This window comes from Ferruginibacter albus (genome assembly GCF_020042285.1).
GTDB lineage: Bacteria > Bacteroidota > Bacteroidia > Chitinophagales > Chitinophagaceae > Ferruginibacter > Ferruginibacter albus.
Window position 1 is genome coordinate 3,339,591 of record NZ_CP083388.1, and the last position, 24,912, is coordinate 3,364,502.

The 24,912-nt window shown below is 36.5% G+C and carries 29 protein-coding genes; 15 read left to right on the plus strand and 14 right to left on the minus strand.

Features of this window, described 5'->3' with window-relative positions; genetic code table 11:
• Positions 1–54: 54 nt before the first annotated feature.
• Positions 55–1,452 carry a hypothetical protein gene (locus K9M53_RS14265; protein WP_224016123.1) on the minus strand — a complete coding sequence of 466 codons (1,398 nt, stop codon included), beginning with the start codon at positions 1,450–1,452 and terminating at the stop codon, positions 55–57.
• Positions 1,453–1,548: 96 nt separating this feature from the next.
• Here K9M53_RS14265 and K9M53_RS14270 point away from each other — a divergent pair, with 96 nt between their 5' ends.
• Both K9M53_RS14270 and K9M53_RS14275 read left to right on the plus strand, forming a co-directional pair.
• The gene (locus tag K9M53_RS14270) at positions 1,549–1,941 is read left to right on the plus strand and encodes a hypothetical protein (RefSeq protein ID WP_224016127.1); all 393 of its coding nucleotides are present in this window, start codon (positions 1,549–1,551) and stop codon (positions 1,939–1,941) included.
• A 101-nt stretch (positions 1,942–2,042) separates the two neighbouring features.
• Positions 2,043–2,717: a hypothetical protein gene (locus tag K9M53_RS14275; RefSeq protein ID WP_224016130.1), complete on the plus strand. Its 675-nt coding sequence runs from the start codon at positions 2,043–2,045 to the stop codon at positions 2,715–2,717.
• Positions 2,718–2,785: 68 nt separating this feature from the next.
• On the opposite strand, the gene queA is transcribed toward K9M53_RS14275, so the two are convergent.
• The 5 genes from queA to mscL all read right to left on the minus strand — a co-directional run bounded on the left by queA (position 2,786) and on the right by mscL (position 7,188).
• A complete protein-coding gene (queA, locus tag K9M53_RS14280; RefSeq protein ID WP_224016133.1) occupies positions 2,786–3,835 on the minus strand; it encodes a tRNA preQ1(34) S-adenosylmethionine ribosyltransferase-isomerase QueA in 1,050 nt (349 codons plus the stop codon).
• A gap of 204 nt (positions 3,836–4,039) precedes the next feature.
• Positions 4,040–4,750, minus strand: coding sequence for a pirin family protein (locus tag K9M53_RS14285; RefSeq protein ID WP_224016135.1), 711 nt, complete (start codon positions 4,748–4,750; stop codon positions 4,040–4,042).
• A 149-nt stretch (positions 4,751–4,899) separates the two neighbouring features.
• Positions 4,900–5,703: a segregation and condensation protein A gene (locus K9M53_RS14290; RefSeq protein WP_224016138.1), complete on the minus strand. Its 804-nt coding sequence runs from the start codon at positions 5,701–5,703 to the stop codon at positions 4,900–4,902.
• A gap of 45 nt (positions 5,704–5,748) precedes the next feature.
• Positions 5,749–6,750, minus strand: a complete 1,002-nt coding sequence (locus K9M53_RS14295) for a DUF3078 domain-containing protein (protein WP_224016141.1) — start codon at positions 6,748–6,750, stop codon at positions 5,749–5,751.
• Positions 6,751–6,822: 72 nt separating this feature from the next.
• The gene (mscL, locus tag K9M53_RS14300; RefSeq protein ID WP_224016143.1) at positions 6,823–7,188 is read right to left on the minus strand and encodes a large conductance mechanosensitive channel protein MscL; all 366 of its coding nucleotides are present in this window, start codon (positions 7,186–7,188) and stop codon (positions 6,823–6,825) included.
• A gap of 83 nt (positions 7,189–7,271) precedes the next feature.
• Here mscL and K9M53_RS14305 point away from each other — a divergent pair, with 83 nt between their 5' ends.
• The gene (locus K9M53_RS14305) at positions 7,272–8,144 is read left to right on the plus strand and encodes a DMT family transporter (RefSeq protein ID WP_224016145.1); all 873 of its coding nucleotides are present in this window, start codon (positions 7,272–7,274) and stop codon (positions 8,142–8,144) included.
• A gap of 29 nt (positions 8,145–8,173) precedes the next feature.
• Here K9M53_RS14305 and greA read toward each other — a convergent pair whose 3' ends face one another.
• From greA to K9M53_RS14320, 3 genes are all read right to left on the minus strand, one after another.
• Entirely contained in the window at positions 8,174–8,647 is a 474-nt protein-coding gene (greA, locus tag K9M53_RS14310) for a transcription elongation factor GreA (RefSeq protein ID WP_224016148.1), read from the minus strand.
• A gap of 83 nt (positions 8,648–8,730) precedes the next feature.
• Positions 8,731–9,666 carry an NAD(P)-dependent oxidoreductase gene (locus K9M53_RS14315; RefSeq protein ID WP_224016151.1) on the minus strand — a complete coding sequence of 312 codons (936 nt, stop codon included), beginning with the start codon at positions 9,664–9,666 and terminating at the stop codon, positions 8,731–8,733.
• Between the two features lie 13 nt (positions 9,667–9,679).
• Complete coding sequence (locus K9M53_RS14320; RefSeq protein WP_224016153.1) at positions 9,680–10,066, minus strand: RidA family protein; 387 nt, start codon at positions 10,064–10,066, stop codon at positions 9,680–9,682.
• Positions 10,067–10,126: 60 nt separating this feature from the next.
• Between K9M53_RS14320 and tsaB the strand changes: the two genes are divergently transcribed.
• From tsaB to K9M53_RS14340, 4 genes are all read left to right on the plus strand, one after another.
• Complete coding sequence (gene tsaB, locus K9M53_RS14325; RefSeq protein ID WP_224016156.1) at positions 10,127–10,816, plus strand: tRNA (adenosine(37)-N6)-threonylcarbamoyltransferase complex dimerization subunit type 1 TsaB; 690 nt, start codon at positions 10,127–10,129, stop codon at positions 10,814–10,816.
• 109 nt (positions 10,817–10,925) lie between these two features.
• Positions 10,926–11,273 (plus strand): ArsR/SmtB family transcription factor, encoded by a 348-nt coding sequence (locus K9M53_RS14330; RefSeq protein ID WP_224016158.1) that lies wholly within the window; start codon positions 10,926–10,928, stop codon positions 11,271–11,273.
• An 84-nt stretch (positions 11,274–11,357) separates the two neighbouring features.
• A complete protein-coding gene (locus K9M53_RS14335; protein ID WP_224016160.1) occupies positions 11,358–12,761 on the plus strand; it encodes an MBL fold metallo-hydrolase in 1,404 nt (467 codons plus the stop codon).
• A gap of 66 nt (positions 12,762–12,827) precedes the next feature.
• Positions 12,828–13,301, plus strand: coding sequence for a YcxB family protein (locus K9M53_RS14340; RefSeq protein WP_224016162.1), 474 nt, complete (start codon positions 12,828–12,830; stop codon positions 13,299–13,301).
• Between the two features lie 3 nt (positions 13,302–13,304).
• On the opposite strand, the gene K9M53_RS14345 is transcribed toward K9M53_RS14340, so the two are convergent.
• Positions 13,305–13,961, minus strand: coding sequence for a murein L,D-transpeptidase catalytic domain-containing protein (locus tag K9M53_RS14345; protein ID WP_224016164.1), 657 nt, complete (start codon positions 13,959–13,961; stop codon positions 13,305–13,307).
• Positions 13,962–14,122: 161 nt separating this feature from the next.
• Here K9M53_RS14345 and frr point away from each other — a divergent pair, with 161 nt between their 5' ends.
• A complete protein-coding gene (frr, locus tag K9M53_RS14350) occupies positions 14,123–14,686 on the plus strand; it encodes a ribosome recycling factor (protein WP_224016167.1) in 564 nt (187 codons plus the stop codon).
• Positions 14,687–14,752: 66 nt separating this feature from the next.
• Here frr and K9M53_RS14355 read toward each other — a convergent pair whose 3' ends face one another.
• Positions 14,753–15,469, minus strand: a complete 717-nt coding sequence (locus tag K9M53_RS14355; protein WP_224016170.1) for a hypothetical protein — start codon at positions 15,467–15,469, stop codon at positions 14,753–14,755.
• A gap of 567 nt (positions 15,470–16,036) precedes the next feature.
• Between K9M53_RS14355 and K9M53_RS14360 the strand changes: the two genes are divergently transcribed.
• Positions 16,037–16,252 (plus strand): hypothetical protein, encoded by a 216-nt coding sequence (locus tag K9M53_RS14360; RefSeq protein WP_224016173.1) that lies wholly within the window; start codon positions 16,037–16,039, stop codon positions 16,250–16,252.
• A gap of 127 nt (positions 16,253–16,379) precedes the next feature.
• Here K9M53_RS14360 and K9M53_RS14365 read toward each other — a convergent pair whose 3' ends face one another.
• From K9M53_RS14365 to K9M53_RS14380, 3 genes are all read right to left on the minus strand, one after another.
• The gene (locus K9M53_RS14365; RefSeq protein ID WP_224016176.1) at positions 16,380–17,927 is read right to left on the minus strand and encodes an Rne/Rng family ribonuclease; all 1,548 of its coding nucleotides are present in this window, start codon (positions 17,925–17,927) and stop codon (positions 16,380–16,382) included.
• A 288-nt stretch (positions 17,928–18,215) separates the two neighbouring features.
• Positions 18,216–19,064 carry a tetratricopeptide repeat protein gene (locus K9M53_RS14375; RefSeq protein ID WP_224016181.1) on the minus strand — a complete coding sequence of 283 codons (849 nt, stop codon included), beginning with the start codon at positions 19,062–19,064 and terminating at the stop codon, positions 18,216–18,218.
• A 33-nt stretch (positions 19,065–19,097) separates the two neighbouring features.
• Complete coding sequence (locus K9M53_RS14380) at positions 19,098–19,418, minus strand: HU family DNA-binding protein (protein WP_224016183.1); 321 nt, start codon at positions 19,416–19,418, stop codon at positions 19,098–19,100.
• Between the two features lie 209 nt (positions 19,419–19,627).
• On the opposite strand from K9M53_RS14380, the gene mutY reads away from it, so the two are divergent.
• From mutY to blaOXA, 6 genes are all read left to right on the plus strand, one after another.
• Complete coding sequence (gene mutY, locus K9M53_RS14385; RefSeq protein ID WP_224016185.1) at positions 19,628–20,692, plus strand: A/G-specific adenine glycosylase; 1,065 nt, start codon at positions 19,628–19,630, stop codon at positions 20,690–20,692.
• Positions 20,693–20,899: 207 nt separating this feature from the next.
• Positions 20,900–21,316 carry a single-stranded DNA-binding protein gene (locus K9M53_RS14390; protein WP_224016186.1) on the plus strand — a complete coding sequence of 139 codons (417 nt, stop codon included), beginning with the start codon at positions 20,900–20,902 and terminating at the stop codon, positions 21,314–21,316.
• Positions 21,317–21,385: 69 nt separating this feature from the next.
• A complete protein-coding gene (gldE, locus tag K9M53_RS14395) occupies positions 21,386–22,735 on the plus strand; it encodes a gliding motility-associated protein GldE (protein ID WP_224016188.1) in 1,350 nt (449 codons plus the stop codon).
• Between the two features lie 41 nt (positions 22,736–22,776).
• A complete protein-coding gene (gldD, locus tag K9M53_RS14400; protein ID WP_224016190.1) occupies positions 22,777–23,415 on the plus strand; it encodes a gliding motility lipoprotein GldD in 639 nt (212 codons plus the stop codon).
• A gap of 45 nt (positions 23,416–23,460) precedes the next feature.
• The gene (locus tag K9M53_RS14405) at positions 23,461–24,042 is read left to right on the plus strand and encodes a DUF3109 family protein (RefSeq protein ID WP_224016192.1); all 582 of its coding nucleotides are present in this window, start codon (positions 23,461–23,463) and stop codon (positions 24,040–24,042) included.
• A 4-nt stretch (positions 24,043–24,046) separates the two neighbouring features.
• Complete coding sequence (blaOXA, locus tag K9M53_RS14410; RefSeq protein ID WP_224016194.1) at positions 24,047–24,883, plus strand: class D beta-lactamase; 837 nt, start codon at positions 24,047–24,049, stop codon at positions 24,881–24,883.
• Positions 24,884–24,912: the final 29 nt, after the last annotated feature.

Sequence of the window (24,912 nt, forward strand, 5' to 3'; positions counted from 1 at the left end):
TTGAACCCATTATCATTATTCAACCATACGAGGATTATAAGTTTTACAAAACGCTTATTGATCTGCATGCATTTTTTTCTCAATAGCATCAAAGTCTAAGGACAAGGACCTGAACTCTGCTTGTTGCCGCATCCGTTGTTTATCTGCAAACCCATATTCCGCGGCCTTTATCAGGTCATCTTCTGTTGCTTTTGAATTTCCGTTGCGTGCGTTTACTATCGCAGAAAAATACCAGGCATCGCTATTCGTTGGATCTGCCATTTTATATAAGCTTACAAAATACTGTGCTTCTGCATTCTTATTAGCATTTATCATTTGATTGCTGATAGAATAAAAAGCAAGAGATAAATAAGCCAGCAAACGCTTATTCATGGCACCTTCATCAGTTGAAGCTGCTGCTTTTTTATTCAATTCCTGAATGGTAGTTGTCCAGTAATTAACATCCCCATTTTGAAAAGCTTCATTATAACGGCTCTTTATATTTTCTTCTTGGGTAAACAACAGGTGTTGGCTTGTTGCTTGTTGTTGATATAAAGGATTTGACAAAATCAAAAGATCTTTTGTTTTAAAAAAAGCCGTCTCATCCGATACGCCATCCAACAGGCTGATTAAAAGCTTGCAGGTAGCATCCGCTTCTAATAACTTATTATCTGAAATATCATCCTCAATTGTTCGTTTTTCCTTGATTACAAGATCACTGATGAATTCATTGTTAACTGCAATTTGCTTGCTGCGCATGGCATCCAATTGCAACCCGGCAAAAGCCATATTCATTGTAGCTTGAGCCGCCCATTCATGCTTACCGTTAAAAAGTAATAAACGGTGATGTGTAGTTGTTTTATCCAAAGCATTTACAAAAGAAATCACATTGGTCATGTTCATATCGCCGGTACCTGCAATTCCGGTAAAGCTAAAACCAAAATTGCCGGGTGTAACTCCATCCGGTAACGCAGCACTATTGGCTATTACACCTTTTATGCGACTATCGCTTAAAGCGATATAGCCTGCCACTTTAGCACCACCGGAAAACCCGCAGGCATACATTCTTGTTGTATCAATGCTTATTCTGCTGATGACATCTGCTGACAATGTGTTCCAAATATTTTGTGCTATCGAAAAATCATTCCCGTTCTTTGAATTATTGCTTCCCACTAAAATAAAACCATACTTATCTGCCAGTATTTTATATTTGTTCAAAGGCAATGCACCAGCTGCATGCGGATCGAAAAAAAAGACTACAGGCGGTCTTTGTTTACCATATGTTACCGGAATGTATAAAGCATATGACTGTATGGTATCACTTGTACAAACTACATTTGAAATTATTTTTCCTTTTGGCAATGTATCTTTTATTGGAGCTATTACATGAACAGCACCATCAACCTTTTCTTTTGAATGAAGATCAGTGCAGGATATAATTCCGAATAGAGCAATAAAAAATCGTATAGGCATATTTAAAATTACATTTTTATTTTAGTTGGTTTTTAAATTCGTTATATAAGCAACCACTTAAAATAATTTTGCGTTCTAACCAGCAAAAAATCATCAATGAAACTATTTTCACTGGCTGCAATAGTTATTCTATTATTAACAGCGTTATTTTCCTGCAGCAAAGACCCGGTTACAAACCCTGAAAGAAAGATCAGGTACATACTTTATACCAACCAGGATTTTTCCGGAGATAAGGATACGATCCGTTTCACTTTATTAATGCACAATCATACCGGTAAAATGTTTGATTCCGCAATAGCTCCAATGACGGTAGAAAACATCCCTGATTTTAATCATAAGATCGTTATTGACAGGCTGATCCCCAACAATGATACCTCTACTTTTTCCGTTGGCTTTTCATATTATATAGACAATGTAGGTTTAGCCTGGTCTATAGATACTTGTTCTGCAGGCGTTACATACAAAGAAGTAAGACTTGACTTTAAATAACTATTTCCTAGTTATAAAATACAATTATTCTTAAAACATAGTTAATTACCTTTTTTCATACAGCAATTTGTTGATGCATTATGTCAACAAAGAAAAACTTTATGAAAAAAATTATCTTACTACTATTAGTATGCTGTACAATTGTAACAACAAAAGCACAGTTAAATGCGGGAGAAAAAGCTATTGGCGGAAGCATTAGTTTTAATTTACAGGATTATAATACTAACAATGATCAATTGGCTACGCCGTCTCGCTATGCACGTGCAAATGCATTTATAACTTTAGGCAAATTTATTAGTCCGGCTCGTGAACGAGGTTTTCTGCTCTCATACTCTCTCTCCTCTCAAACAAATTGGTATGGCAATGATGTTACCACCATTACTCATACAATTGGAGCAGGCTATTTTAGAAACTACTACAAATCAATAGGCAAAAACTTTTTTCTTTCTTTGAACTGGAATATTAGTGGAAATGGCATATTTAGTGCCGGTCCTGATTCCTCCGCCAATGGGGAACCGGTAATGAAAACAAAAGGATGGGGAATTAGCACTTCAATTAATCCCGGAATTATTTATAAAATAGATAAACGATGGCTCGTAACTATGCAACTCAATAACATAGCTTTCTTAGGTTATTCCCATCTCGAAGAACAAACCATTCAACCGCAAAACTCTTATACAACTACTACCAATGATCTTACAGCATATTCATCGTTAAATAATGTATCACTTGGAAGCATTTCCATCGGATTTAAATACATAATGAACCCTAAGTAAACTATCTATCAATAAAAAAACTCCTCTGCAAAACAGAGGAGTTTTTTATAAAATACTTTTATTGATTATTACACCACCAACATTGCATCACCATAACTAAAGAAACGATATTTATCTTTTATCGCTTTCTTGTACGCTTCCATTGTTAATTCATAACCTGCAAAGGCACAGGTCATAATTAATAAGCTTGTTTTAGGCAAGTGAAAATTTGTAATTAAAGAATCTGCAATAGAAAAATCGTAAGGCGGGTGAATGAACATATTGGTCCAGCCTTCAGATGGCTTTAATAATTTTTGCGCTGTAAAAGAAGATTCCATTGCACGCATGGTAGTAGTACCCACTGAGCAGATCCTTCTGCCATCTTCTTTTGCTTTATTTACAATTTTACAAGCTGTATCATCAATAGCATAATATTCTGCATCCATTTTATGCTTGCTCAAATCTTCCACTTCAATCGGGCGAAAAGTTCCTAACCCTGTATGTAAGGTAACTTCCGCAAAACGAAGACCTTTAATTTCCAAACGCTTAATTAGTTCTTTACTAAAATGCAAACCTGCTGTAGGCGCAGCAACTGCTCCTTCATGCTTTGCATATACCGTTTGATAACGTTCTTTATCTTCTTCGTCGGGCTTGCGTTTAATATATTTTGGCAAAGGTGTTTCACCTAAAAATTCCAGCATTTCACGGAAAGATTCTTCCGAGCTTTCCCATAAGAAACGAATGGTACGTCCACGGCTTGTAGTATTATCAATAACTTCTGCTACCAGTTCATCATTCTCACCAAAATATAATTTATTACCTACACGAATTTTACGGGCAGGATCAACAATTACATCCCACAAGCGATTCGGCCTATTTAATTCACGCAATAGAAACACTTCTATCTTAGCACCGGTTTTTTCCTTACGTCCATACATACGTGCAGGAAACACTTTCGTGTTATTCACTACCATCACGTCTTTATCATCAAAGTATTCAATGATGTCGCGAAAATGGCGGTTTTCAAGCTGACCGGTTTTACGATGGATAACCATCATGCGACTGTCTTCTCTTTTTTTAGTTGGATTTTGTGCGATAAGATTTAGTGGAAGGTCGAATCTGAACTGACTTAACTTCATGTGAACCAATTATTTTTTTAGTAAATGATCACATGCCGCGGATGCTGTTGTTACAGAGATTGTCCCTTATTGCAGGGCGCTTATCATGTTACGGCATGATTTTCAAAGATTGCGAAGGTAAGGAATAATCAACAAATTCAGGTTAATAATATAAAGGTCAAAATTCAAGCTTGAATTTTGACCTTTATGAATGGTGTTTCTTTATTAATTCATTGGAACTTCTACTGCCAGTAATTCAGCATCTTCATTTGCCTGTATGGTAAAACTGTCTGTATCCCAAACACCCAAAGCATCTCTCTTATTCAATGTTGTACCATTAACGGTTACACTACCATTGATCACTACGAGGTAGACGCCGTTTCCTTTAAAAGCATTGCTATATGCCAACTCCTTACTTTTTTCAATTTTAGTTAAAGAAAAGCGTGCGTCCTGGTTTATCCATAAAGCATTGTCTGCCTCAACAGGCGAAACTACTGTTTGCCATTTATTGATTCTGTCATTTATATCGAACGTACGTTGATCATAGCGAGGTTCAATATTTCTTTTTTTCGGGAAAACCCACAATTGAAAAAGGTTTACCGGTTCAGTAGTAGAAGCATTAAATTCCGAATGTCTCACGCCACTACCGGCACTCATTATTTGCACATCGCCGGCTTTAATAATACCTTGTCCGCCCGTGCTGTCTTTATGTTGTAAAGCACCGGAGTGTGGAATAGTAACTATTTCCATATTATCGTGCGGGTGCGTAGGGAAGCCCCCACCTCCGGCAACAGTATCATCATTTAAAACCCTTAATAAACCAAAATGTACTTTCTCGGGATTATGATATCCTGCAAAGCTGAAGTAGTGTTGTGCATCTAACCATCCATGATTGGCATGTCCTCGTTCGGATGCTTTCTGTAATATTGTTTTCATGATTATTTTCCTTTTTTTAAATTCAATGTTTAAACATCAAAATAGATACCAAGAGTAAATTAATGACAAAAGGGCATTTTCAAATACATCAGAACAATAAAAAACCTGTAAAGTTTACTCTTTACAGGCTAGCAAAAGAATCAGTTCAATTAATTAAGATTCAGCAGATCATCATACGGCAAAGGCACAATTACTTCCTCTTCCCTGTTCTCATTATACTCAACAATGAAATTATTTCTTCCTTCGCCGGTTGTAATAGCAAGGTATTTTTGCTGTATTAACTCCAGCATGTTTAAAAATAGAAATATAGCATGGATACGGTTTTCTGCTACATCAAATATCTTTTCGAAAGACAATGTTTTTTCTTTTTTGCAAACGTCCAACATATACACACGGGTACCTTCCATTGTATAATTATATCGAATAACCGTATGCACCGGCTTTCTGCTACGCTCATTCAGCTTTTGAACAACCTTTTCGAAAGCTTTCATCAGCTTAAATAAGGTTACCGCCTGTATTTCGGTTCCTTCGCCTGCTTCTTCTCCTATCTGCACCAATTCTTTTTGCAGGTTACCACGTTTAACCATCAGCATGCGCAAGGCTTCCATTTCTGCCATTTGAGCTGATGCTTCTTTGAATTTTTTGTATTCCAGGATCTTATCGATCAATTCCTGTCTTGGATCTATTTCATTTCCATCGGCGTCCAGCTCTTTTCTTGGCAATAACATTTTTGCCTTAATGCGCATAAGCGTACTCACAAACAAAATAAACTCGCTGCTTAATTCAATGCTCAGCTTTTCTGTATTATGAACATAATCCAAAAAATCGTTGGTGATCTTTGTAATGGGAATATTATAAATATCAAGTTCGTCTCTTTCTATAAAAAAAAGAAGCAGATCGAAAGGACCTTCGAACTGCTCTAACTTTATTTGATAGTTGGGTGCATTTGCCATATTAGTCGGTTGTAAACAGCAAATGTAAAAAGAAGTTGTACAGAATTAGAAGTTTGCAACGAATCCAACGCCTAATGTGGATAAAACCTGTAATCCTAACGCATGAGTTGGGTTAAGCTCTTGCTTTACATCATCATCATATAAAAAATCTATTTCGTAAGAGGCGCTTAACCATTTATTTACCTTTAACAAAAACTGGTTTGTCCAGAAAACATCTATGTTTTGAGGATTTTTAAGATAATTGGAATAAAGATCGAGCTTGCCATTGTAAGTAACATTTTTTACAATTTCTTTTTGTGCAGTGATCGTTATAAAAGCGCCGAATTCCAAGCGGTTTGTTTTACCGGAATCAACACCATATAATTTTGATAGCGGAGTTTCCTGTGTGCCGCCCGGTGTTACGCCTGCAGGAAATACGTAACTGTAAGGGTTATTTGAAACAAACGTCCACCTTGCAGAAGCAGGGGAACCAAATATAGATAACCACGGTTTAGGATGCCAATCGATACCTGGAGCAAGTGTTACATAAGCGGGGGCAAAAAAACCTGAGTTTCTACGCTTTAACCCTACACTATCTAAATAATTGTATTGATATCCATCGGTAAGTTGAGAACGTAATTGTCCCAGCACAGTAACATATACATTCTTCCATCCTTTGGGTTCGTATCCATATTTTGAAACAACGCTTAACAGATCGGTTACTTTACGAACGCCCAATGTAGTAGTATTTACCAAGCCATAGTTAAGATCTAAAATATTGTCCCATGTATTTCTTCCCCATTTTTTAGTAGCAAACGCATGTAAAGTTCCGTTTACTGCTAACGAAAACTTATCGCTTCCCGCAGCAACCCAATTGTTATTACTTACTTGTGAAAGATTAATATTTAATGTTGCTCCCTTACGCCAGCCGCTTTTAAATGTTGTATCATCAATAGTATTTGTTTTAGTAGCGGCAGATTTTTTTAAGTCAGACAGGGATACATCCTGGGCAAAACTTATATAGCTTATAAAAGTTACTGCAATTACAATAAGTAGTTCTCTCTTCATCTTTCTAAATTTTAATTAATAAAATAGCGGCTAATTAAAGTATTAGCCGCTGCAAAATTATATTTGTTATCATTATTTTTTAAGAGCATCCCTGATCTCCATCAGAAGCTGATCTGTAGACGACGGAGCGGGCGGTGTGGTTGTTTCCACTTCTTTCTTTTTTGATGCATTAATTGCTTTGATGACCATAAACAATGCTAAGGCAATAATGAGGAAGTTAAATGCCGCCTGCAGAAATTTTCCCACGGCAATTCCATCTATTGCCCATTTCTGGAAAAAATTGGTGTCGCCGCATATTTTACCAATGATGGGCATAATGATATCCCCTACCAAAGAATCTACAATTTTCCCAAAAGCGCCGCCGATAACTACTGCTACTGCCAAATCAACAACGTTACCTTTAAGCGCAAATTCTTTAAACTCTTTAATAAAACCCATAATAAATAGTTTTAGATAAAAAATTATATATTTCAAATGTAAAAAGGAATCTAGGTTATTCCAAGTGTTATTTTATTAATAAGATGCAAAGAGATTTTTTAAGCTGGCTCATATTTATAATACTTTCCATTATTTGGGGCAGCAGTTTTATATTGATGAAAGTTGGGTTACAGCAATTAACACCTTATCAAGTGGCGGCTATTCGTATTCTTTCTTCAGGAATGGTTTTATCACCGCTGGCAATGCGATACTTTACATTGATCCCTCGTCAAAAATTATTGTATGTTTTTTTATCGGGATTTATCGGCAATCTTATTCCTGCATTTTTATTCTGCCTGGCGGAAGAAAGAATTGACAGCGCTTTAAGCGGTACATTGAATTCTCTTACTCCCATTTTTGTTTTAGTTACAGGTGTTTTGTTTTTTAATTTAAAGACATCGTTTCAAAAAACATTGGGGATAATCATCGCTTTTTCGGGCACTGCTTTATTATTTACAGGCAAAGCACATGTATACGATCAGAAAGATATTGTGCATATGCTGTATGTTGTATTAGCAACTGTTCTATACGGGTTCAATGTAAACATGGTGCATAAAAAACTGGAAGAGATCCCCTCAATACATATTGTTGCAGTAGCATTAGCTATGAATGCAGTGCTTGCATTGCTAATATTACTTTTTACAGGGTATTTTAATTTGCCCTTAGCCAATAATGATGTTTTACTTTCTACCGCAGCGGCTGTTGTATTAGGTGCTATTGGTACAGCAGTAGCTACTATCATGTTCTATAATCTCATAAAAAGAACAGGTGCAATATTTACTTCCTTGGTTGCTTATGGAATGCCAGCTATTGCTATATTTTGGGGAGTGATTGCAGGAGAGAACATAGGCATTGGACAAATTGCCTGTTTACTGATCATTTTATTTGGAGTATACTGGACAAAGAGAAGTAAATAAAAAACCCACTTTATTAAGTGGGTTAGTTTTTATGCTGTGATATTTTCAATCTTAAACTTCAACATTCCGGCAGGCACCTGCACTTCCGCAACATCGCCGATGATCTTTCCTAAAAGCCCTTTACCAATGGGTGAGGTAACAGAAATTTTTCCTGACTTCAGATCAGCTTCTTTTTCTGAAACTATTTGATAAGTAACCTGCTTTTTTGTACCCAGGTTGGTCAACGTTACTTTGGTTAAAATAGATACTTTACTGGTATCAATATTCGATTCATCTAAAATACGGGCAGTGGCAATCACTCCTTCCAAATGCTTTATTTTAGCTTCCAGCATTCCTTGTGCTTCTTTTGCCGCATCATATTCAGCATTTTCTTTTAAATCGCCTTTTTCACGAGCTTCTGCAATGGCCTTGCTGGCAGCCGGGCGATCCACTCCTTTCATGTGCTGCAACTCTTGTTTCATTAATTCAAACGTATCTTTTGTTACATAATTTGTCTCCGACATAACTAAATCTTTAATAGTAAATAGAAAAAAATACAACGCCTCAGAATTACCAAGGCGTTGTATATTACAAATATAAGAAAATTTTAAATACCTAATTTCTCCAAAACCACAGCGCTCATTTTATAAAAAGCTTCGTAGCTGTATCCTGCAATATGCGGCGTAAGAATAACATTAGGCTGCTGAATTAAAAAATCAAATTGCTCCTGTTGCTCGCTTGTGAGCTGATCTATTTTTTCATTTTCCAAAACATCCAGGGCAGCAGCAGTAATTTGTTTTTGTTGCAGCGCTTTAATTAAAGCGGATGTTTTAACTACCGGTCCGCGACAGGCATTGATGAAATAGGGCTTGCGTTCAAGGCTATCAAAAAAGTTTTCATCTGCCATGTACTTTGTTTCGCCTGTTAAGGGAACATGAAAACTGATCACATCTGCATACCGGCAGATCTGCTCTAAATTCGCTTCTTTAATATTGTCTTTAGCAAAACCGACATTGTATTTATCATACGCTAAAATTGTTACATCAAATGACGATAATAATTTTGCTAATGAACTACCCGTGTTGCCATAACCAATAATGCCAACTGTTTTTCCGCTTAACTCAATACCCCGGTTCTTATCTCTGTGCCATTCACCTTTTTTCACTTCATCAAAACTTACCGAAATATTATTCATCAGGTTTAACAGCAACCCTAAAACATGCTCAGCTACTGCATTTCGGTTCCCTTCCGGGCTGCTCACGCAACGAATGCCTTTGCTCTCTGCATACGCAACATCAATCAATTCCATCCCACTACCCAGTCTTCCTATCCATTTTAAATTAACTGCTTTGTCTAAAATATTTTTATCAATGCGCAACCGCGTAGTCACTATCAACCCTTCTGCTTTATGAATGATATCCGCTAATTCATCATAAGTTATATTGGGCAGATGAACTACTTCATATTGTTTTTGCTGCAGCGTATTGATAAGATACTCATGACATTTATTGGTGATGATCACCAATGGTTTATTATCGTTCATCTTCAAAAATAAATTACAATTGTACAGCAGCGATCATGCTTATTTCAACATTGGCATTTTTAGGTAATGCTCTTACCGCCAGCGTTTCTCTTGCAGGAAAACCGCCGTTGAAATAGCTTCCATAAATTTCATTAACCTCTGCAAACAAATGCATATCGCTTAAAAAAATAGTTGTTTTAACTACATGATTAAAATCCAACCCCTCGTGCGACAGTATGGCTTGTAAGTTTTGCATTACCTGGTGTGTTTCTTCGGATATGCTGTTATTGAACAGTTCACCGGTACCGGGTTTTAGTGCCACCTGTCCTGATATAAAGATCAGGTTACCTGTTTTAACAGCCTGGCTGTATGGCCCGATCGCAGCCGGAGCTCTTTGCGTATGAATAATTTCTTTTCCCATTTTAATTCTTTTTATACTACAAAGATAAATGCTTTAACAACCAGTAATTTTGCAACTTACATGAGCTTACTATTAAACATCGATACCGCCACCGAAACAGGGTGTGTAAGCATTGCAAAAGATGGCAATGTATTGCACACATTATTAAATGAAGAGCAGAAAAATCATGCTTCGTTTTTACAACCTGCTATTGAACAATTGTTCAGGCAAACAGGATATACATTAAAAAATATTGATGCGATAGCAGTTACAGAAGGCCCCGGTTCTTACACCGGTATCCGGATCGGAATGTCGAGCGCAAAAGGCTTATGTTTTGCATTAAATAAGCCGCTCATCCTTATCAATACATTAGAAATACTTGCGCAGACTGTTATTTTACAATTGGATAACTCAACCTATCCTGACGACGTTTTAATTTGCCCAATGATAGATGCCCGGCGAATGGAAGTTTTTACTGCTGTTTACGACAAAACATTAAAAAAAAATTTAGCACCTAACGCAATGATTTTAACGGAGAATTCGTTTATTAATAGTTTAAGCAATCATCCAATCATTTTTACCGGAAGCGGCAGTAAAAAATGGAAACAGATTTGCAAAAACCATCATGCGTTTTTTGATGAAAATGTGTACAATCCACACGCTATGTGTCATTTATCGCAAGAAAAATTCAAGCATATGATTTTTGCTGATATTGCTTATTCTGAGCCGATGTACCTGAAAGATGTGCACACAAATAGTACATCGCAATAAATAAATTCGTAACTTAATGATATATTAAAATTTTACTGAAAAAAAGGTTGTTTATGCAATCTTTTATATATTTGCGCTGTTTTTTAGAAGTAATTAAAATTTAATAACTATGACAAATCTAGCTGACCAGGATGTTTTACCGTCTGTTGAACAGGACAAAGCAAGTTCAATCAAGATCGACTACTACAATGTAAAAAAAGCCGCTCTTACACTAAGAGCATTGAATCACAAATTACGCCAGCAACTTCTTAAGCTGATCGACGAAGAAAAAAAGATCACCGTTACAGAAATTTATGTAAGATTAAGATTGGAGCAATCTGTAGCTTCTCAACACCTGGCTATTTTGCGCAAAGCAGGTATTGTAACTACAGAGCGTGATGGTAAATTTATTTATTACATCATCAATCACAAACGCATTGAGGAGATAAGTGATTTTGTAGATAAATTGGTTTCATAACATTTTAAAAAAAATATTGTTATATAAACGGATGCTTCAACATCCGTTTTTTGTTTTTTATTTTTGTACTGTAAAAATTACACAATGTTCACCCGGCAATTATATACCCGTTGTTTAAGTGAGGCGGCTTATTATATCGAGAGCAATGGCATTGCTGCTGTTATAGATCCATTGCGTGATATAGATGAATACATTGCTTTAGCAAAAGAAAGAAACGCCACTATCAAGTATATTTTCGAAACACATTTTCATGCAGATTTTGTAAGCGGTCATTTGGACCTGGCCAAACAAACCAACGCTACCATTATTTACGGCCCGCAAACTGTCACTAGTTTTCCGGTGTATGTAGCAAAAGATGGAGAAACATTTTCATTAGGTTCGGCCACTGTTACGGTATTGCATACACCCGGTCATACTATTGAAAGCAGCTGCTATTTATTAAAAGATGAAGCAGGAAAAGATGTTGCTTTGTTTAGCGGCGATACATTGTTTGTTGGTGATGTTGGCAGACCGGACCTAAGCAGCGGAAATTTATCTAAAGAAGAATTAGCTGCTATTATGTTTGATACCTTACAGAATAAAATAAAACCTTTGGCAGATGATATTATTTTATATCCTGCACATGGTGCCGGAAGCAGCTGTGGTAAAAACTTAGGTCCCGATACATATAGCACTATCGGTGAAGAGAAGAAAAACAATTACGCATTACAAATAACCGATAAAACTGAATTTATAAAAGAGGTTATCAATGGTTTAAGTGATGCGCCGAAATATTTTTCCATTAACGCAAAAATCAATAAAGAAGGTTACGACAGCCTTGACTCAATAAAAATGAAAGGATTAACACTACTGAGTATTGAACAGTTTAAAGAAAAGATCGACCAAGACGTTATCGTTTTAGATACAAGAGACAAAACACAATTTGCAGAAGGCTTTATACCCGGCAGTATTTTTATTGGGCTGGAAGGTCGCTTTGCAGAATGGGCAGGTACCTTATTGCCTTTTGATAAAACAATCATCTTACTAACTGAAAAAGGTAAAGAAGAAGAAACCGTTGTTCGTTTGGCAAGAGTAGGCTTTTCAAAAATAGAAGGTTATTTAGACGGAGGCTTTGAAGCATGGCAATCCGCCGGTGAGCCCATCGATATGATAATAGATATTGAGGCAGATGAGCTGGCAATGGATATTCCTTTTGATAAAAACCTGCGCTTACTGGATGTACGCCGGGAAACAGAATTTGCAGAAGGTCATGTGAAGAACGCTTTAAGCATTCCGTTAGAAGAAATGACAGATATAGCCAAGATCGCCAACTTTGAGGAGCACGATAATTTATATGTTTACTGCAACAGCGGCTACCGAAGTGTGATCGCTGCATCGTTAATAAAAAAACAAGGCATTCATAATTTACGCAACGTGTTGGGCGGATGGCAGGCAATCAAAGAAATTGATAAAATAGATTTTGATAAAAATATAGAAGCGTTGAATTAATGATCTTTATTGCTCCATTTATTACCATTACCAACCTAACTTAGCGCCTGAAATATTTATCACTCAATGACCTCACAATTTTTTACTTATAATAAAGGCAAAGTTTTACAGGCTTTACGTTATCATTTTATTACAAGAAAAGAAATAAAAGGCATGTTGATAATAGTGAATGTTTTTGCTATTATATCTGCTATTCTTTTCTTTTTAAAAAAGATAAATCCTTTTGCATTTCTATCAAGCTCGATTCTGTGGTTTATGCTGATGATCGCCTTTTGGTTTTTATTACCATTGATCATTTATAGAGGTTCCAAAACATTTAAAGAACGTTTCCAGGCTACTATAACAAACGATGCATTTACTATTTCTAATGAAAGAGGAAGCCAGAGTTGGGAATGGAATAGTTTTGCTTCCTGGATGGAAAGCCCGCACTTTTTTCATTTATATTTTAATGCCCGCACTTTTTTTATCATCCCTAAAGATGCTTTTGCAGAAGAAGAATGGCATGATATCAGAATGGTGCTTAAAGAAAACATAAAGTAACTTCTACTTATAAAAAATATACAGGAGTATCGGTTCTTTTGAATTATCAATATACGTTGCCAACACATTTAAATACGCCGGCGAAACCGTTGGACAACCATAACTTTCACAAATAGGTAAAGGCGCTACTTCATTTTCAGGCACGCAGGAATGTGAATGCAACACCACAAAGCGCCTGAAAACATTGCTATTGGTTGAATCTAAGCCATACAGTTTATACGCTAATCCAAATTTGCCGTTGTAGGGTTTCCCTATTTTATATTTCCCGATAGAACTACATTTACTTTCAGGAATATTGGAGAACACCAGGCTATCTCCTTGTGATGAACCACTGCCATGCGTTACCAACCCTGCCCTTTCGATAGAATCTTTTACAAGGTCATATACAAAAAAGCGTTTTTTACCGGATGCGATCCGCATATCGATTATAAAACAAACAGATGGGTTAAACCTGTTCTTATTGATGTACGTTTTAAGAAGCGTTCCTTTTTCTTTTAAACGCGTTAGCTCTAACTTATCATCATTTGTTTTTATTACAGTGGAGCGAAAGCTTGTTTTAGTTACTTTGAATTTAGGTTGATACCATATAAAGTATGCTAATGCCGCTACACCGATCAAAAGCATTAATACGATTGCTGTTAGTTTTACAAAAAGTTTCATGGAAAAAATAAATGATCCTTGAGATGCTGGCAACATCTGTTTCCATAACAGTAAAGTGTTAAAGAAAAATAAATTATGTAAGTCTTTGTCTTTACGCTCTTAGTTGTTCTTTTTTTATCATAATTCTTTTTCTTTAGTTTTGCAGCCTTATCTATCAATTTATGTCAGAAGAAGTAGAGCTAATAAAATCGGAAACAGAAGTTTCAATGAAAAAGGCAATTGATCATTTTGAAACTGAATTGGTAAAAATTCGTGCAGGCAAAGCCTCCCCCGCTATGTTAGATGGAATTGTAGTGGATTACTATGGTTCTCCTACGCCAATCGGACAAGTAGGTAACATTGTAACCTTAGATGCCCGTACGCTCTCCATACAACCCTGGGAAAAGAATATGTTGCAGCCAATAGAAAGAGCCATTATTGCTGCCAACATCGGCATCAATCCTCAAAACGATGGTGTTAATATTCGCTTGTTTTTACCGCCGCTAACTGAAGAAAGAAGAAAAGAGTTGGTAAAAAGAACGGCAGGTGAAGGTGAGGACAGCAAGATAGCAGTTCGCAATATCCGCAGAGATTCTATTGAGCAGATAAAAAAATTACAGAAAGACGGGTTGAGTGAAGATGCTTCTAAAGAAGCAGAAACTTCTATCCAGGATATCACTAACAAATTCATTTCTTTAATAGATAAGCATTTGCAGGCGAAAGAAAAAGAGATCATGGCGGTGTAGGATAGAGACGCAGATAAATTTATTTTATAAAACCCTCTTTATTTCTAAAGAGGGTTTTTGTTTTTATTAATAATGTTCTTTTTGCCAGCCCCATACCCGATAAACATCTTCATATGTATCAGGAAAGTTTCCTTCTAACACCTTACGAAGACTTATCATTATCTTTTTAATTTGCTCCTTGTCGCTGTTTTTGCCTGACACATGAGCCGTTATTTGTCCGTCTGTATCGCTGGCTTTTGTCATAGCTGTACTATATGCGTCATAAACGTTATTCCAAAAATCAGTGCCATATTCTTCATTGCCAAAACCTTCTGTTTCAATAGCCGCTTTTGTCTGTTTTAATGCCTGCAGGCGTTTGTTCCTGTCTCGTGGAAGTTGAAAAACGTGGTTTTGTTTTTCCAAGCCAAAGGCGGCATAATGCGCCGGCGCATTGTCTTTTTTGTATTTTTTTTGAAGGTAGACCTTCACTTCAGTAATAGCATCGTCAATGCTGTCGTCCAGTTGCGCTAATGTTTGTGTAAGTAGCGGGCGATTGGCACCGGTAGCAAGGCGTTCATCCAATTTTGCCGCACACAACGCTACCAGGTTACTAAAAGAGCCGGAATCAAAATAGGCTAAGGTAATAGATGGATGAGCTACCCAGCTTTTTGCTACCGCTTTTGCCACATCCATAAAGTCTGCATCTTTAACAGGTAGCCCCGGTGTTTTGTGTACAGAAGCATCGGAAGATGAACTTGCAGAACCGGGCGCATCGGGTGAATAAAAGAAACGTAAGTTATTCATGAGTAAAATTTTATAGCTAACGGAATTATTAGCCACCATTAAATTAAAGAAGAGATGATAAGAGCTAGATGTTGGATAATGCATTTAAGTAAGTATTGTGTTGCTAAAAATCAATTTTATGTAGAGATAGGAGCAGTGAGCTGTGCTCACAATGCATTTAGTTGATAATATGAACAATGAGCAATGCTCATAAGGCATTCTTATTGGTAATGTAGGGTGTGAGCAATGCTCACGATAGATATTTCTAATAAATATGGGCTGTGAGCAATGCTCACAAGGCATTTTAGTTGATAATATAGCTTCTGAGCATTGCTCAGAGTATATATTTTAAACTTAAGTGGGAATTTGGAATTGAAAACAGTAATCTATTTTATTGAATAGCTTATTTATTATTAGCTCTTTTCCTTGCTTTTGTCTTGAAACAAAAAGCAACAAAAAATTCAAGGCAGGAACGATGACGGCCCGTTCCTGCCATACAGCTATCTTTTGTACTACTGTAAACTGTACTATAGTAATTCTATTCTTAGATTTATACAGTAGGCTATTTCTTATACCTCTTTAAATATAATGACAACTGCAAAAGAGCAGGCTACTTTTCTTCGCATCTTCACCAGTAACTGCATAAGGCGCCTCTTTTGGTTCGGTATTGCCGCAGGCGGTATTGAAAAAAATGCGCAGCATATTTTTTTCAAAGAAGCAAAAGCAGCGCCGTTGCAGTTACGCAGCCCCGCCGGCTGTGGAGGCGAATACTTTGAATTAAATACAACTACATTTTTAAAGTGAAATTTATGAAGGACCGTCTTAGACAGGCTCAGACTGACTCTCTGCAATATCAAAACATAGTTGTAGGACTATTTTAAACCAGATAAATAGTAAATAAAAAAGGTCAGTTTAATACTGACCTTTTATTTTATAGTTTTATCTCTTCTTCATTATCATCAAAAAAGTGAAACTCTGTAAGATGATAATTGCTGTTAGATTTGATCTTTATTTTTTGTTTGTACTTCAAGCTCCATTTACGACGCTTGGATATAAAGCCTTTTGTAAGATACGCGTAAACGATAGGATGCACTTCAATAGTTAAGCCCTTATGCTTTTGCATAATTAAATAGCTAAGGTTCTTTTCTATTTCATCCTCTAATATCAATGTAGAAGAAACTTTGCCGGTACCATTACAGGTAGGACAAACTTCTGAAGTATTGATCGTCATCTCCGGCTTCATACGCTGCCGGGTTATCTGCATCAATCCAAATTTACTGATAGGAAGCACGGCATGTTTGGCACGGTCAGCTTTCATGAACTGTTCCATTGCATCTGCCAGCTTCTTCTTGTTTTCCATCAGCTTCATATCAATGAAATCAACAACGATGATCCCACCGATATCTCTCAGGCGCAACTGGCGGGCAATTTCTTCCGCTGCCTCTAAATTGGTTTCCAGTGCATTTTGTTCCTGGTTATTGCTAACACTTTTATAGCCGCTGTTTACATCAATAACGTGCAAAGCTTCGGTATGCTCAATAATTAAATAAGCGCCACTTGGTAAGTTTACTGTTTTACCAAAAGCAGCTTTTACCTGGCGGGTAATGCCAAAGCTGTCGAATATAGGAGCCCCATTATTATGAAACGTAACGATGTCTGCTTTATCAGGTGCTATCTTTTGTATATAGCTTTTTGTATCGCTGAAAATAGATTTATCGTTTACAACAATGCGGTTGAAATCTTCATTCAAGAGATCACGAAGAATACTTGTTGTTTTCCCTTGCTCACTTAATATTTTAGAAGGAGGCACAGCACCTTTTAAATTAGTTTGAATTGTTTTCCATGTTTGAACCAGGGTCAACAGGTCATCATGCAGTTCAGCGGTATTTTTTCCATCAGCCGCTGTACGAACAATTACACCAAAATTTTTCGGCTTAATAGCTTCGATAATTTTGTGCAATCTTTTTCTTTCGTCTGCAGAATGGATCTTACGTGATACCGCAATGATATCATTGAAAGGAGTGATCACTACAAAGCGCCCGGGAAGTGATAATTCGCAACTAAGACGAGGACCTTTCGCTGCGATAGGTTCTTTCAATATCTGAACCAAAATATTAGGACGACCGCTTAATACTTCTGCGATCTTCCCTGTTTTTACAATTTCGGGTTCTACTTCAAACTTGCCAAAATCGTAACCGTTCTCGCTTTTATCGTTTATGGAAAGATTGGTAAACTTTAATATAGAACGTACGTAAGGACTAAGATCGGTATAATGCAAAAAAGCATCTTTCTCAAATCCCACATCCACAAACGCAGCATTTAAACCCGGAATTAATTTTTTTACTTTTCCCAAATAGAGGTCGCCCACAGCAAAACTGGCATCCGCCTTTTCGTTGTGTAATTCCACCAGCTTTTTATCCTCCATAAGAGCAATTTCTACTCCCTGGGGTGCGGCGTTTATAATTAATTCCTTTGTCAAGTTTAGTACCTTTTTTAGACCATAACATGGAAGGAAAATGCCGGCAGTACTATTATATGGAGTAAATAGCAGGAGCCGGAATTAGGTACAGGAATGAAGTGCCTGTACCCTTCTAAAAGAAATCGTTATTTCTTTTTATGGCGGTTTTTTCTTAAACGTTTTTTACGCTTATGTGTTGCAATCTTATGACGTTTTCTTTTTTTACCGCTAGGCATATTCTAGTCTTTTTTTGTTTAGCAATAATTTTAATTATGTAAATATTTTTTAGCTATTAATTCTTTGATGTGCTTACTGCATCATCTTTATCCTCTCATCCACCTCTTTACTATAGTTCGGGTTATTCACCAGTCGCTTGCTTATTTCATACCATTTCACCGCATTTTCTTTATCCCCTTTGCCTGCATAAGCATCCGCCAGCCAGGAAACAGCCTCTGCATTATTTGGCTCATTGGTAACTACAGTTGTTAAACGTGGTATAGCTTTATCAAATTGAGATGATATAACACCGCCAATTCCCAAAACCAGTTGCGCCTGCATGTTGGTAGAATCTCTGCGAACGACCTGCAGCAGTTGCTGGATACCCTTCATAGTTTCCTGTGCATTGCCTGCCATTCCTTTACCATAAACATAGCAACTTCCCAATCCAACCTTTAAGCTGTCGTTGTTGGGATCCAGTTCAATAGCCTGTTCAAATAACTCAATAGCCTGTTCGGCTACCCAACCTTTTTTATCCGGATCTCCTTCTCTTTGCAAATCCGTTAACATTAATTGGGCTGCAAAGGTGAGGGTTTTTTCAGACTTTACCAACTTGGCAGATTTTGCAATATAAAAATCGTAAATAGTATGGTCGTGTACAGAGTCTTTCCAGAAAGATGCCAACGCCGAATAATCTTTTAATTGCTGGTCTTGTACATCGCCGCGGCTAATATTATTTTCTAATGCTAAAACGTATGTTTGTTGGGGGAGAGAGAGGTGTTGCTTTGCAGTTTGCAGGTAATTATCAAACGAAAAAGACGGCGAAGGCTGTGCAGTAGCAGGAGTTTGTATCTCAGGTTTTTTTTCGACTGTTTTGCCGAAAAAAAATAGGGAAAGTAATAAAATCAGTCCTCCGCCGGCAAGTATAAATTGTTTCTTCACATTCAAGGTTTAAAAAATGCGAAGTTACTTGTTCTATTCTTCTTCCATATCATCATTTACCGGAGAGTCATCGAGTTTTTTACTCTTTACTTCTTTCACAAATTCTTTTGCCGGCTTAAAAGCAGGAATGTAATGTTCAGGAATTTCTACCGCTATATTCTTTTTGATATTTCGACCGATTTTAGCCGCACGTTTTTTAGTGATAAAGCTACCAAACCCGCGAATGTAAATGTTTTCGCCGGAGATGAGCGACTGCTTGATCTCTTTAAACATTGTCTCCAAAGCCACCATTACATCCACTTTGGGAATGCCCGTTTTATCAGAAATCTGTGTGATTAGATCTGCTTTTCTCATATTGCAAGTTTTAGTTTACGTTAAGTAAAAAGAAAATTAAGACAAATAAATGAATTATGCAACACTATCGCCTGATTATCAGGTTGTAATAACAAATCAATAAGATATTTATATTTTCTATAAAATATGTAATTGTTTGATTTTAAGTAAGTCATAACAAAAATAAAATAAAATAGGTGCTTATTTCTTTTTAAAGGAAATTTGAAAAAATGGAAAAAACAGCTTCTACGAATAAATTTTTTACTCGTCAGCTTTTGAAATGGAATGAGTTATGCAACACCCGCCAAATGCCCTGGAAGGGAGAAAAAGATGCATACAGGATCTGGTTAAGTGAAATTATCCTGCAACAAACCCGGGTTGAACAGGGACTCGCCTATTATCAACGTTTTATTAAAGCTTTTCCTACAGTTAATGACCTGGCAAAGGCACCCGAAACAACTGTTTTTAAATTGTGGGAAGGCTTAGGTTATTATTCAAGATGTAAAAATTTAATCGCCACTGCCAGGTTTATTTCTACTGAATTGAATGGAGAATTTCCAAATACGTATGAAGCTATTTTGAAACTAAAAGGCATTGGTCCGTACACGGCAGCTGCTATTAGCTCTTTTGCTTTTCAACTACCGCATGCTGTTGTTGATGGAAATGTGTTTAGAGTGCTTTCAAGATTCTTTGGAATTAAAATACCGATCGATAGCACTGAAGGAAAAAAAACATTTACAGTACTTGCCAATTCATTATTAGATAAAAAGCAACCGGGCATTTATAACCAGGCATTGATGGACTTTGGCGCTGTTATTTGTAAGCCGCAACAACCTTTGTGTGATGCTTGTTTGCTGCAAAAGAATTGTGTGGCTTATTTAAATAATAAAGTGAATGTATTGCCTGTAAAAGAAAAAAAGATCATTAAAAGAACAAGATGGTTTTATTATTTCATTGTTGAACATAATAATAGTTTTTTAGTAAGAAAGAGACCCGCAAAAGACATTTGGGAAAACCTATATGAATTTGTTTTGTTTGAAAGCGATAGTGAACTACCGGAGAATAAAATAAAAAAGCAATTGGAATTAATTGCCGGCATAAAAACTCAAAGCAAAATAACTATCTCAAAAAAGTATAAACAACAGCTTAGCCATCAAACCATTCATGGACAGTTTATAAAGGCTATAACTAATTCTCCTTTAAAAATTGATGGATATGATATAGTGAGCCAAAAGAAAATCTTGCTGTTGCCGTTTCCGAAATTCATTACCTCCTACTTGAAAGATATTGAATAACGATCTGCAGAAGAAGTGAGTTCCGGCAAATCGGAATTAAATTACACAACACTGCCTGATAACGATACAAAAGCCGCTCAAAAGCCTCAAAAAACCTCAATTATTAGATTGTTGCAATTTTTTCAAAAACACGTTTAAATGAAAAAATTAATCTTTAAATTTGTTTAGTACTGTTTGTATCTTCATTAATGACTTAAAACCAACAACATGAGAGGCGTAAACAGGGTAATGCTAATCGGTAATTTGGGAAAAGACCCGGATATTCAATTTCTGGAAGGAAATATTGCTGTTGCCAAGTTTTCGTTGGCTACTACAGAAACCTATAAAGACAGAAACGGAAAACTGATCTCTCAAACAGAATGGCATACAGTAGTTTTATGGAGAGGGTTGGCAGAGTTGGCGCAAAAATATTTACACAAAGGAAGCCTGGTTTATATTGAAGGTCGTTTAAAAACAAGGAGCTGGGAAGATAAAGAAGGAAATAAAAAGTTTGCTACAGAAATTGTGGGTGATAATCTGATCATGCTGGATAAACGCACGGATGGGCATGCTGCAGGTCCGGATATTATTGAAGGAGGTGAAATACCGCCACCTGACGACAGACCTGAAATTTTACCTTTTTAAATTAAACACTATACCTTCGGAAAAAATTAGAACATTTGTTCTGGTTATTGTTCACTAAAACTGGTTGTTTTGGATTATCATTCGGTCATTAATTTTACTGTAAGCAATAAGCTTTCTTTATTGGCAATTACGCCTGCTATTTCTACTGTACTCATCATTTTAGCTATTATTCTTTTTACTTTATCTTTTTTGGTAGCCGGTTCCGAAGTGGCTTTTTTCTCGCTTACACATAAAGACCTAAATGCACTTAAAACAAGACCCGAGCCAGCGTTAAAGCGTATAGTTACTTTACTGGAAAAACCGAAAATATTATTGGCGTCCATGCTTATTGCCAATAGCTTTATTAATATCGGCATTATCCTTATATCCAATATTTTAATTGACAGCTGGCTGGAAAAATTAGGCTTGGTATTCTGGCTGAACTTTGTGATCAAAGTAATTTTGGTAACCTTTTTATTAGTGTTGTTTGGAGAAGTGTTGCCAAAGGTTTGGGCAACCAACGATAAGATCTGGTTTGCGTCTACTACATCTTTATTGATAGATGTGTTCAATAGTGTTTTTTATCGTTTTAGTAAAAGATTGGTTCGCTTTAGTGATAGAATTGAAAAGAAGCTCTCTCAAAATAATTCTCCTTTATTAGATAGCAGTCAATTGGATTATGCCATAGACCTTTTACCCGAGCATGAAGCAACGGTAGAAGAAAAGCAAATATTAAAAGGGATACGAAAATTTGGCGATACTACCGTAAAACAAATAATGCGTACACGGCTCGACGTTAGTGGCATTAGCAATACCTCCACTTTTGAGGAATTAATTAAAAAAGTAGAAGAATTAAATTATTCAAGACTTCCTGTATACAACGCCGACCTGGATGAAATTGAAGGCATACTACATACTAAAGACCTATTGCCGTATGTTAACACCGAGCGCCCGGAAAATTTCAACTGGCATGATCTTATTCGCCAGGCTTATTTTGTACACGAACAAAAACTAATCGAAGACCTGTTACAGGAATTTCGCAACCGCCATATACATTTTGCGGTTGTAGTAGATGAATTTGGCGGTACATCGGGCATTGTAACGCTGGAAGACATCATGGAAGAGATCATCGGTGATATAAAAGATGAATTTGACGATGAGGAAAGTGTAAATAAAAAGCTGGATGATCACACTTTCATCTTTGAAGGCAAAACAATGATCAACGATGTATGCAAGGCAATGAGTATTGCTGTTGATGCGTTTGAAAATATAAGAGGCGACAGCGATTCCCTGGCAGGATTGGTATTAGAGATAGCCGGAGAGTTTCCACAGGTGAATGAAGAAATTGTAAGCAGTAATTATACTTTTATTCCTTTAGAAATAAACCGCAACAGAATTGACAGAGTAAAAGTGATTGTAAAACCAGCGGTAACCGAGTAATGAAATTTCACATTCCAAATTCCAGATTTCAAATTTCAAATTTGTTTTTTGCTTTCAGCTTTTTGCTTTTAGCTTTTTGTTCTTGTAATTCTGCCTACATTTCAAAAAAGCATGGCTATTATAAAATTGATTTTCCAAAAAGAGAATACACGCAATTTGACCGAAAAGATTTTCCTTTCAGCTTTGAATATCCTGTATATGCACAAATAATCCGTGATTCTACTTATTTTGATAGCGATCCCGAAAACCCTTACTGGATCAATATCGATTTTCCTCAATTCCGGGGCAGAGTTTTTTTAAGCTATAAGATCATAGGAGGTAAAGCAACGTACAAAATAAAACAGGACAATGGCGTTTATAAAGATTCATTTGCCATTAACGTATATGATAAATTGGTAAATGATGCGTATGCATTGACCAATAAAAACACTGTAGCGGCTTCTTCTATTAAAGACAGTGTAATTAATACCCCTAACGGCTTATCCGGAATATTTTTTAAAGTAGGCGGCAATGCAGCCACTTCCAAACAATTCTTCTTAAGCGATACCACTAAGAACTTCATCCGAGGAGCACTGTATTTTGACGTGACTCCCAATGCAGATTCATTAAAGCCTGTCCAGGATTTTTTGCAGAAAGACCTGGAACATATCATTAACACATTTAAGTGGACGAATAAATAATCTCACGTCCAGCTTCCATCTTTTCTAACTAATTTTGCAGCTTCCATGATAGCAATTGACAACATATTGGTAAGCGATGAGGTGATTAGCGAGCAATTTGTGTGCGACCTTAATAAATGCAAAGGAGGTTGTTGTGTTGACGGCGATGCAGGCGCTCCGCTTACAAAAGAGGAATTGCAAAACATTAATGAGGTGTATGATGCTGTTTTGCCTTATCTGACGGAAGAAAGTAAAAAAGAATTGCAGAAACAAGGCAAGTATGTTTACAGTCGTGAGTTCGGATGGGTAACTCCTACCATTGAAAGTAAGGTTTGTGTATATGGAATAACCGATAAAAAAGGCATTGTAAAATGCGGAATAGAACAGGCGTATAATGATGGCAAAGTACAATGGAAAAAACCGATCAGCTGCCATTTATATCCTATCAGAACCAAGCAAAGCAAGAACAAGCAAATAGAATATGTGAACTACGAGCCACGTGAAGACCTTTGCAAAGCAGCCTGCTCTCTCGGAAAAAAACTAAAGGTTCCGGTGTATGTTTTTTTAAAAGAATCTTTAATAAGAAAATACGGAACCGAATTTTACGAAGCATTAGAAGCCACTGCTAAATATTTAGAATCAAAATAAGATCATGAATTTTTCTTCTTCATTTTTTCGATATAAACCTGTATTGGTTTTTACTTTTTGTCTTTTATCTGTTACCTTTTTCTCCTGCTCTACACGGGTTAAAATAGACAATGATCTAAAGAAGTATTTTGACGAATATAAAGTGGATGGCTCCTTTGAATTCCTTAATAATAAAACCGGGCAAATAACGGCTTATAATCTAAGTCTTGATGCACAGCGCACATTACCTGCTTCAACCTTTAAAATTGTAAACTCATTAATTGGTATTGAAACAGGAAAGATAACAGATGGAAACATGGTGATCAAATGGGATGGTATTAAACGTAGCAATGAAGCATGGAATAAAGATATGGGCATGAAAGAGGCTTTTAAAGTTAGCTGCGTTCCTTATTACCAGGAAGTTGCCCGCAGAATAGGAAGAGATACGATGCAATATTGGCTGGATAGCTTGCATTATGGCAATATGAAAATAGGTGATCGTATTGATAGTTTTTGGTTAGACAACAGTCTTAAAATTTCTCCGGATGAGCAACTGGGGTTGGTAAAGAAACTATATTTCGATCAACTTCCTTTTCAAAAAAGAACACAAAAGATCGTGCGTGAAGTAATGACACAGGAGGATAATACGTTGTATAAGCTTTGTTATAAAACCGGCTTGGGCTATGATGAACAGCATAATTCTATCGGCTGGATAGTAGGCTGGGTAGAAGAAAACCAGCATCCTTACTTTTTTGTTACGCTTATTAAAACGCCCGATAAAAATATCGACATTCAAAAAGCAAGATTGAGTATTACAACAGCCATTTTAAAACAAATGGGGTTTTTTGAAGGCAAGATGTAATTTTTGATCGAGCTGCCGTAATGCTATTC

Coding starts and splice junctions, on each gene's coding strand:
- K9M53_RS14275 (WP_224016130.1), top strand. CDS start 2,043: ATGAAAAAAATTATCTTACTACTATTAGTATGCTGTACAATTGTAACA.
- mutY (WP_224016185.1), top strand. CDS start 19,628: ATGGAAAAAACAGCTTCTACGAATAAATTTTTTACTCGTCAGCTTTTG.
- K9M53_RS14295 (WP_224016141.1), bottom strand. CDS start 6,750: ATGAAGAGAGAACTACTTATTGTAATTGCAGTAACTTTTATAAGCTAT.
- tsaB (WP_224016156.1), top strand. CDS start 10,127: ATGAGCTTACTATTAAACATCGATACCGCCACCGAAACAGGGTGTGTA.
- queA (WP_224016133.1), bottom strand. CDS start 3,835: ATGAAGTTAAGTCAGTTCAGATTCGACCTTCCACTAAATCTTATCGCA.
- K9M53_RS14290 (WP_224016138.1), bottom strand. CDS start 5,703: ATGGCAAATGCACCCAACTATCAAATAAAGTTAGAGCAGTTCGAAGGT.
- K9M53_RS14405 (WP_224016192.1), top strand. CDS start 23,461: ATGATAGCAATTGACAACATATTGGTAAGCGATGAGGTGATTAGCGAG.
- K9M53_RS14270 (WP_224016127.1), top strand. CDS start 1,549: ATGAAACTATTTTCACTGGCTGCAATAGTTATTCTATTATTAACAGCG.
- frr (WP_224016167.1), top strand. CDS start 14,123: ATGTCAGAAGAAGTAGAGCTAATAAAATCGGAAACAGAAGTTTCAATG.
- mscL (WP_224016143.1), bottom strand. CDS start 7,188: ATGGGTTTTATTAAAGAGTTTAAAGAATTTGCGCTTAAAGGTAACGTT.
- blaOXA (WP_224016194.1), top strand. CDS start 24,047: ATGAATTTTTCTTCTTCATTTTTTCGATATAAACCTGTATTGGTTTTT.
- K9M53_RS14360 (WP_224016173.1), top strand. CDS start 16,037: ATGACAACTGCAAAAGAGCAGGCTACTTTTCTTCGCATCTTCACCAGT.
- K9M53_RS14320 (WP_224016153.1), bottom strand. CDS start 10,066: ATGGGAAAAGAAATTATTCATACGCAAAGAGCTCCGGCTGCGATCGGG.
- K9M53_RS14335 (WP_224016160.1), top strand. CDS start 11,358: ATGTTCACCCGGCAATTATATACCCGTTGTTTAAGTGAGGCGGCTTAT.
- K9M53_RS14330 (WP_224016158.1), top strand. CDS start 10,926: ATGACAAATCTAGCTGACCAGGATGTTTTACCGTCTGTTGAACAGGAC.
- K9M53_RS14285 (WP_224016135.1), bottom strand. CDS start 4,750: ATGAAAACAATATTACAGAAAGCATCCGAACGAGGACATGCCAATCAT.
- K9M53_RS14380 (WP_224016183.1), bottom strand. CDS start 19,418: ATGAGAAAAGCAGATCTAATCACACAGATTTCTGATAAAACGGGCATT.
- K9M53_RS14355 (WP_224016170.1), bottom strand. CDS start 15,469: ATGAATAACTTACGTTTCTTTTATTCACCCGATGCGCCCGGTTCTGCA.
- K9M53_RS14305 (WP_224016145.1), top strand. CDS start 7,272: ATGCAAAGAGATTTTTTAAGCTGGCTCATATTTATAATACTTTCCATT.
- K9M53_RS14390 (WP_224016186.1), top strand. CDS start 20,900: ATGAGAGGCGTAAACAGGGTAATGCTAATCGGTAATTTGGGAAAAGAC.
- K9M53_RS14345 (WP_224016164.1), bottom strand. CDS start 13,961: ATGAAACTTTTTGTAAAACTAACAGCAATCGTATTAATGCTTTTGATC.
- K9M53_RS14315 (WP_224016151.1), bottom strand. CDS start 9,666: ATGAACGATAATAAACCATTGGTGATCATCACCAATAAATGTCATGAG.
- K9M53_RS14265 (WP_224016123.1), bottom strand. CDS start 1,452: ATGCCTATACGATTTTTTATTGCTCTATTCGGAATTATATCCTGCACT.
- greA (WP_224016148.1), bottom strand. CDS start 8,647: ATGTCGGAGACAAATTATGTAACAAAAGATACGTTTGAATTAATGAAA.
- K9M53_RS14340 (WP_224016162.1), top strand. CDS start 12,828: ATGACCTCACAATTTTTTACTTATAATAAAGGCAAAGTTTTACAGGCT.